7 protein-coding genes and 1 tRNA gene are annotated in these 5,774 nt (G+C 40.0%); 2 read left to right on the plus strand and 6 right to left on the minus strand.

Annotated elements, in window-relative coordinates; genetic code table 11:
- The 4 genes from VFM80_RS11560 to VFM80_RS11575 form a co-directional block, all read right to left on the minus strand.
- Positions 1–541: hypothetical protein (locus VFM80_RS11560; protein ID WP_395071985.1), on the minus strand; the 541-nt coding region annotated here is incomplete at its 3' end.
- Positions 542–596: 55 nt separating this feature from the next.
- The gene (locus tag VFM80_RS11565; protein WP_395071986.1) at positions 597–1,049 is read right to left on the minus strand and encodes a hypothetical protein; all 453 of its coding nucleotides are present in this window, start codon (positions 1,047–1,049) and stop codon (positions 597–599) included.
- Position 1,050: 1 nt separating this feature from the next.
- Positions 1,051–1,305 (minus strand): hypothetical protein, encoded by a 255-nt coding sequence (locus tag VFM80_RS11570; RefSeq protein ID WP_395071987.1) that lies wholly within the window; start codon positions 1,303–1,305, stop codon positions 1,051–1,053.
- Positions 1,306–1,463: 158 nt separating this feature from the next.
- Positions 1,464–2,762: a hypothetical protein gene (locus tag VFM80_RS11575; RefSeq protein WP_395071988.1), complete on the minus strand. Its 1,299-nt coding sequence runs from the start codon at positions 2,760–2,762 to the stop codon at positions 1,464–1,466.
- Positions 2,763–3,117: 355 nt separating this feature from the next.
- Between VFM80_RS11575 and VFM80_RS11580 the strand changes: the two genes are divergently transcribed.
- Positions 3,118–3,191, plus strand: a tRNA-Met gene (locus VFM80_RS11580).
- A gap of 58 nt (positions 3,192–3,249) precedes the next feature.
- On the opposite strand, the gene VFM80_RS11585 is transcribed toward VFM80_RS11580, so the two are convergent.
- A complete protein-coding gene (locus VFM80_RS11585) occupies positions 3,250–3,711 on the minus strand; it encodes a hypothetical protein (RefSeq protein WP_395071989.1) in 462 nt (153 codons plus the stop codon).
- A 197-nt stretch (positions 3,712–3,908) separates the two neighbouring features.
- On the opposite strand from VFM80_RS11585, the gene VFM80_RS11590 reads away from it, so the two are divergent.
- On the plus strand, positions 3,909–4,532 hold the full coding sequence (locus VFM80_RS11590; RefSeq protein WP_395071990.1) for a TM2 domain-containing protein: 624 nt from the start codon (positions 3,909–3,911) through the stop codon (positions 4,530–4,532).
- A 161-nt stretch (positions 4,533–4,693) separates the two neighbouring features.
- Here the strand turns inward: VFM80_RS11590 and VFM80_RS11595 are convergent.
- A partial coding sequence (locus VFM80_RS11595; RefSeq protein ID WP_395071991.1) for an alpha/beta hydrolase family protein occupies positions 4,694–5,774 on the minus strand: 1,081 nt, incomplete at its 5' end.

Here is a 5,774-nt window from a genome sequence, read left to right on the forward strand (position 1 = left end):
GGTATTCCTCCCGGTCATCGGGAATGTCTTTCTTATACATGAATGGATGCACATAGCAGGCTCCATCCATGTTCCTGATGCAGGGAGAGATGTAGGACTTTTCCTTCTCTTCTAACTGGTTCTCTTTGATCTGAGTAAGCTGCTCATGCAGTTTTTCTGAAGCCTGTAAATTCTCACCAACGGCTTGTAGCTTGCGTTTTGAAGGTGGTTTTTTGCTCTGTTTACCTTTCCGTAGCGCTTTAGGAATCCAGCCGGTTTCTTTAGCGGTACTATAGATCGAATCATTTAAATATTTATCGGGAAACTGAAGTTGGTAGGGTGTTAAGTTCGATTCCTCCCAAAATTCATCGAAGTTTTTTGGAAGATTATTCTTTGTTATAAAGAGCCATTCCCTGGCCAGATCTTTTCCTTCTTCGTTATACACAGCCTTTAAAGCTTTGCAAAGAATTGTCTGATCAAATTGAGCCGGGAGATAATAAATGGCCTCTTTCAGGTCGGTAGAGTGATGAGATTCAGTGGTTACTGGATATTCTTTTTCCATAGTTTTTTGAAAATGTTTAAAAAAATGGGAGCCACAGGAGAAGGCTCCCTTGAGATTAGAGTTCAGGCGAGGCTTTTATTTTCTGGCTGATTTCTTTTAGGTCTCTCCAGCTATATTGAAAGCTACGCTTTGTTTTGATATAGGCAATGCCATGTAGTTTTCTAAGTAGAGCCAGATTTGAATCGCTTACATCAAAGATTCTTTTTGCTTCTTCTTCGCCAATTAAAACGGTAATATCGTTGTTAATTTGGCTTGCTACCTGAAGACGGGTAAAAGGAGCTAAATCGGGAGGATTATCGGTTATGAATCTTTCAATGTGCCGAACTAGTAGTTGTGCATCTGATTCATTCTTTAAAATTTTTATATCCTCGGTTCTTTTTACCAAAAGTGTTACATCAAGAGAAACATATCTCTGATCAACTATAGAGGCGTGGAATGGCCATACAAAAACGTATGAGTTTATAATTCTTTTGCAAAGCTCATCATCTGTTATGGTATTACTTTTCATCTTAGTACTCTCCCAAAGTTAGAAGTGAACGTTCCTGGGTTAATTGAGGCCGCTTAGCGCGACGTACACGCAATGCTTTGACCGCATTTTTCAAATCCTGATGTGACCATAGTCTTCGTCCTCCGATCTTTTCAGGTACAGGGATAGCTTTTGCCCGAAGGAGGTTATCCAGGTCGTAGTAGTTTACTTCCTGCTTGAGTTGTTGAGATAGGTATTCGGCTGCTTCACCGGAGGTTAGGTAATCTTGAATATGCATTTTGGTTCTTTTATTTAATTAAAGTTTGGGGCGATCAATTGAATAGAATCACGTTGATCGCTGTACCAAACTTCTGGAGAAACCGAAATGAATTTTCCGCTGGAGAGATTATTTCACTAGCGGAGTTGGAAGGCAGGTTGAGAAGACAAAGGTGTTTTCTACACTTTCATGCCTTGAAATGCATTTACTAGCGCATTTTTTACTTTTGGGTCTAAAGTTCCAAGTGCTTCAAAGCTATCTTTGATCCCTAAATCTTTTGAAATTTTTCTAAGATATAATTGCTTCACTGTTTTAGTGAGTTCTTTCTTAATGATTGCTTTGCTATCTCCCACCTTAGCCACATCATAAACCGGGAAAATCGAAATGGAATTATTAAGGAGGTTATACTCACTTTCAACAAAATCAGAAGCGGGATTATTGAATTGATACTCTGCTAATAACTCAGAAAGAGAATCAAGGGTTAAATCAGAATGGACATGATGGGATCGATAATTATCCTTAGATGAAGCGATGCTGAATAAGGTATCTTCCAGCAAAAAATTTATCGCATCATGAAGTACTCTTCTTTTTGCTTCTTCTTCAAAGGCATATACTAAAGAGAAGAGTTGAATACCTATATGTTCATTCTGTGAATAATTTAGATCAGATACGAAGCTCTGGATAACATGATATCTGTATTTCATGAACAGCTGGGCTAAACGGAGAATTCTATTTTTGTTTCCCAATTCTTTTAACCTATCCACTAGTCTATGCAACTCAATCTCCTCCATTCGAGGAGCACCAAAGTTTTTATATCCATACATCATTCTTCTGCTCTCTACACCCGAGCTCCACTTATTTGTGTAGATAAAGTTTAGTGTAGTTGCTACTTGCTGTAAATGAGAAATGGCCTCTTTATCTCTACTTGTATTTAGATCTATAATAAAAGGCTTAAGAAGTGGTTTGTAGGGGCCTTTATCGAAATTATTTGGATCAAAAGTTTCTTGCGGATTCATTGAGAAGGAATGCGTTAGTTCGATCATATATTTACTAAAATTCCCATACACTTCTCCCATCGTGGTAGGATTATTGGAAGCAAAGATAGGATTATTATCTACCGTAAAAGCGTCTTCTTGCACAAGTCGGTTGATAGGAGAATCAATCGGCCCATCCGATTTTAGGTAAGGTCTAATTGAATGGATAACCTTGCCCACGGTATCATATACTTTTCGCATCTCAGAAAACTTGTTACCAAGCTCCATATCCTCGAAGTAAGTATAGTAAGCCTTCTCACTCATTCCGGTGACTTGTTGTATCACGTCCTTTATGTGGTTATAGCCGTCGCCCCGTTTGGAAGTGTAGGTGATGCCCTCAGATTTAATAGTGGTCTCGTTATTGCTCAGAAATTTGAGAAGATCAGCGAGTCTTTTCTCATGCAGTCCGGCCTGCTCAGGTTTTTTAGACTGTTTTTTGCTCATTCATTAAAATTATTGGGTAAAAAAGGGCGAATAGTTACCAAACAGTTACCAAAAACCCTGAATTTACTGGGGTTGAAAAAAAGTCGAGGATGATAGGCAAAACCCAAGAAAAGTGGAAAAGAACTTTGACGAAGTAGTAAGTAAAACCTTATATTTAAGTCTGTTTTTAAAAACAGCAGAACGAAACCGTTCTTTAACATAATGAGCAGTGCAATTCGTTACCTCGGAGTTACCAGGTAGTTACCAAACAGTTACCAAAACTTGGTCAAAAAGGGGTGAATTAGTACGATTTACGTTCTAATTGCGAAAATTGAAATCTGCTGTAAGTCACTGAAATAAAGTGATTTAAACTTATGCCGTGGTAGCTCAGATGGTTAGAGCGCACGACTCATAATCGTGAGGTCGGCGGTTCAATTCCGCCCCACGGTACATAAAAATCCAGCCCGATTCAGAAATGAATTGGGCTTTTCTTTTGGTGGGAATTATTCTAAAAATAATACCGGAAACCGAACCCACCGTTTCCGGACAGGTTCACGTCCGGAGAGATATTTAATATTGGGGCGGCTTCAACAAATAGGTCAAAGGGGATGTTATCAAAGAGATAAGTAAGTCCCAGTGGAGCTCGGACTCCGAATTTCGGGGTATTCGCAAAGATGACCCGGGCACCGATTCCGTAGTAAAAGGAGAGTTTTGGGGTGTCCGCAAAAGCGTTATGTAGAAGCAGGTTACTGTGCATGTGAAGTGATTCGTTTTGGGCTAGAGACCAGGCCGCACCAATATCCACAGCGGTTCGATTGTTAAACCATTTCTTTATCGAAATCCCACTGGGTTCCCCAATCATCACTCCAAGACCAAACGATGAATTATCGGATTGGGCATGGAGGTGGGAAGAGGAAAATATCATCAACCCAAAAACTAAAAGAATAAAGATTAGAAGTGTGTTTTTCATGGTGTCCCAAATAAAAAAGTTCAGATATTAAAAAGAAGGTAAATTTTGAACGTGCAAAATCATAAAAATCCACGGAACAATGACATTAAGTCCGATTCAGAAATGCAGTGGGTTTTTTTGTTTGTATAAATTTCTTTTTGGAACAAAAATTTCCGTATTTCGAACCAGTAGTAAATCTCAGTACAAATTGTTTATCAATGCGGAAATCGGAAGAATATGAAATGGCTCTTGTAGCTGAGCAGGCTTTAGGAAAAGCCTTGCAAAAGTATGATGAGCTAACTGCTCAGCTTAAAGAAGATAACGAGGCTGTACGTTCAGACCTGATCGAAACCATTCATGATTCGATCCAAAATTTAAAGCGTAAAATTAAGGCTTATTTTCAGGAGTTGATCCCGATGGAGAAAGTGCTGGATGAGTTTGTATTTGAATATGAAGTACTTAAAGCTGAACTCGAGATAAGGGATCAGGAATCGGCCAGGGTGAAAAAATTTGCCAAAAAACTGCTTTCCAGCTACGAAGATTTTATTTCAACAGTCGGCGGTAAGAAAAAATTGGCGCTTATTCAGGAAGGTAATCTTGGGTATAAAAAGAAGTCCACTTCTATGGCCTACATTTTTTGGGTTGCTAGTTTTTTCGGGATACTTGGGCTTCACCGGTTTTATTTGGGACGAACCGGTACCGGAATTGGATGGCTGCTCACCGGCGGTTTGTTAGGGGTTGGCGCAATTTACGACTTGTTTGCATTACCGAAGATGGTGGAAGAACAAAATGTTTACAATGAACTTAGGGCGGCTAAAATAAAACACCTTACCGGAAAGTAATTTACAAAAAAAAGCCACCCCCAAATCAATGAGCGGTGGCAGATATCATCTACAGACGGCTATTACCCCATTTGCACTATAAACATACATTTATAGCTGATGTTCTTCAATGGAGGGAATTACGTAATTTTAGTACGTGAAAATACGTATAGCCGTCTTTACTATTCTTTGACATAGGTAGAAAACCAATTCAAGTACCGTTCAAATCGATCCTTCTGGAAAGTGGGCTTGCTGATACCATGATGTTCTCCCGGATAAACAACAAGCTGTGTCTCAAGTCCAAGTCGTTTCATTGCCTGATACATTTGTTCAGATCCTAAAATTGGAACGTTCCAGTCTTCAGCCCCACCGATCCAAAGCGTTGGTGTTGTTATCTTATCTACATCGTTGAAAGGAGAAATTCGTTCCCATTTTTCTGGTGTAACCCAGGGAAGTCCTAATTCTTTTTCCCAGGTTAGCTGATAGTGATCGTGTCCGTAGTTAGAACGATACAGTGTTTCACTGGCGCCGGAGATAGCTCCTTCAAACCGATCTGTTTTGGTGATCACGTAATTTGTGAGAATTCCGCCATAAGACCATCCTCCGACACCAAGTTTATTGGGATCAGCCACGCCTTTATCGATCGCGTGGTCTACACCGGCCATCACATCCTCAAAATCTTTGTTACCCCAATCTGCAAACAGGACTTCAGAAAATGCCTGTCCGTATCCGGAGGAACCACGCGGATTGATCAATAATACGGCATAACCGTTAGCGGCATAAAGCTGAGGAGTGAAACTAAAGCTGTGTTCGTACTGAGCTACAGGTCCACCATGGATCCAGAGAATGGTTGGGATCCTCTCATTTCCGTTATAATCAGCCGGGGTTACCATAAAGCCTTCTATAGGTGTGCCATCTTTACTGTTGAACCGGATCTCTTCCATTTGAGCCATTTTCTTTTGACCAATAAGACTATCATTTACATGAGTAATTCGGCTCAGTTTGTCGTTTTTCCAGGTGTGTATTTCATCTGGCCTGTCAAAGGTACCCTGTAAAGTAGCGATCAATTCATTTTGAATATCAAAACTTCGAACACTCAGGTCTTCTGAAATGACTCTCTTTAGATTTCTTCCATTCGGTGAAACCGACACAAGTTGTGTTTCACCGCGATCTTCCAGCAGGAACCAGATATTTTTACCGTCTTCAGAAAATATGGGTGAAGAGATATTCCGATCGATGTCATCAAGTAGTATCCGCGAATTC

This window comes from Gracilimonas sp., assembly GCF_035704785.1.
Lineage (GTDB): Bacteria > Bacteroidota > Rhodothermia > Balneolales > Balneolaceae > Gracilimonas.

What these genes read in the sequence shown, in the direction of transcription:
- VFM80_RS11590 (WP_395071990.1), top strand. Translation starts at nt 3,909, where the DNA reads ATGCGGAAATCGGAAGAATATGAAATGGCTCTTGTAGCTGAGCAGGCT.
- VFM80_RS11585 (WP_395071989.1), bottom strand. Translation starts at nt 3,711, where the DNA reads ATGAAAAACACACTTCTAATCTTTATTCTTTTAGTTTTTGGGTTGATG.
- VFM80_RS11570 (WP_395071987.1), bottom strand. Translation starts at nt 1,305, where the DNA reads ATGCATATTCAAGATTACCTAACCTCCGGTGAAGCAGCCGAATACCTA.
- VFM80_RS11575 (WP_395071988.1), bottom strand. Translation starts at nt 2,762, where the DNA reads ATGAGCAAAAAACAGTCTAAAAAACCTGAGCAGGCCGGACTGCATGAG.
- VFM80_RS11565 (WP_395071986.1), bottom strand. Translation starts at nt 1,049, where the DNA reads ATGAAAAGTAATACCATAACAGATGATGAGCTTTGCAAAAGAATTATA.